The sequence below is a fragment of the Pseudomonas fluorescens genome, from assembly GCF_000968015.1.
Lineage (GTDB): Bacteria > Pseudomonadota > Gammaproteobacteria > Pseudomonadales > Pseudomonadaceae > Aquipseudomonas > Aquipseudomonas fluorescens_W.
The window spans coordinates 1-1603 of sequence record NZ_LACH01000112.1 but is presented as its reverse complement, the minus strand read 5'-3'; the positions used below and the strand labels follow the sequence as shown (position 1 = coordinate 1603).

Annotated in this window: 1 protein-coding gene; it reads left to right on the top strand. The window is 55.2% G+C overall.

Annotated elements, in window-relative coordinates:
• The first annotated feature begins 79 nt into the window (after positions 1–79).
• Positions 80–1504: an IS1182 family transposase gene (locus tag VD17_RS30775; protein WP_046057127.1), complete on the top strand. Its 1425-nt coding sequence runs from the start codon at positions 80–82 to the stop codon at positions 1502–1504.
• Positions 1505–1603 lie beyond the last annotated feature (99 nt).

Genomic DNA, 1603 nt, shown 5'->3' with positions numbered 1-1603 from the left:
AGCAGACTGTGTGAAAACCTAGCAATCTGCCGGCTGGTTAAAGAAAATGCCCGTATCGCAAGATACGGGCATTTTGCTTATGCGCTATATCCAAGGTGAAAATCGCTCCCAGACCGCGCTGTTTCCGGTGTCGCTGGACGAACTTATTCCCGATGACCATCTGGTTCGGGTGATCGAGGCCTATATTTCCCTTCTGGACCTTGAGCAACTGGGCTTCGACAAAGCCAGGCCCAAGGCGACGGGACGCCCTTCGTACGACCCTGCCGATTTGCTCAAACTCTATCTGTACGGCTATTTCCAGCGTATTCGCTCCTCGCGACGACTCGAGGCCGAGTGTCAGCGCAATGTCGAAGTCATGTGGCTGCTGGGCCGATTGGCTCCTGATTTCAAAACCATCGCTGATTTCCGGCGCGATAACAGTGCGGCGTTCACCGCGACGTGCCGCGCCTTCGTTCAGTTTTGCCGACACGCCGGCCTGATTGCCGGTGAGCTGGTGGCCATCGATGGCAGCAAGTTTCAGGCGGTTGCCTCAAGCCGCAAACATATGACTCCGAAAAAGCTCAAGCACCAGGAAGCGGCGCTCGAGAAACGTATTGCCCGCTATTTGGCGCAGCTCGATGAGGCGGATCGTGGCGAGGAAGGGGAGTCGATTGACCGTTCAGCAGTGCAGGCGGCGCTTCAGGAGTTGCAGGTAAAAAAGGCCAATAACCAGACCTGCCAAGGGCTGATGGAAGCTCAAGGTCTGGTTCAACACATTGTGGGCGAGTCCGATGCACAAAAAATGCGGACGCCTTCTGGCAAGTTCGTGGCGTACAACATCCAAAGCGCCGTGGATGCTGAGCATTGTCTGATTCTGCACCATGAGGTGACTCAAGATGGCGCTGATCGACAGCAGCTTGAGCCGATGGCAAAAGCGGCTAAAGCTGAGCTGAATCAACCGCAATTAAGCGTCACTGCCGACGCCGGCTACTCCAATGGCGAACAGTTTCAAGCCTGTGAAGAGGCTGGTATCACGGCGTTCGTACCGCCTAATCGCTCGGTCAACAATCAAGGTGGCGGTACTGAGTTTTTTGATCGTACGGACTTCAAATACGAGGAGGACAGCGATCGTTATCAATGCCCTGCCGGTAAGTGGCTAACGCTCAAGCAGATGAACAAAGGCAATCGGATTTATCAGGCGACTATCGCCGATTGCGACGTTTGTCCGTTAAAAGGCCGCTGCACCAAAACGAGCCGCCGCTACCTCACGCGCCATGCTCACGAAGCCGCTTTTGAACGGATGGAGCAGCGAATGCGGGCCCATCCCGAGATGATGGTCAGCCGGCGATCCATCGTCGAACACCCCTTCGGCAACCTCAAGCAATGGCTATTTGGTAATGGCCGGTTCTTGCTGCGACAGCTGAAAGGCGCCAGGGCCGAAATGGCACTGGCGGTGCAGGCCTATAACCTGAAAAGAGCGATCAAGGTGATGGGCGTCCACCAGTTGATGGCATTGATGGGCTGAAAGGCCCTTTTTTCGTGCGGCCCCTTAGAAAAACAAATGCCCCGACAAGTGGGGGCATTTGTTTTTGACCTTGGCAGGCTGTGTTTTCACACAGTCTGC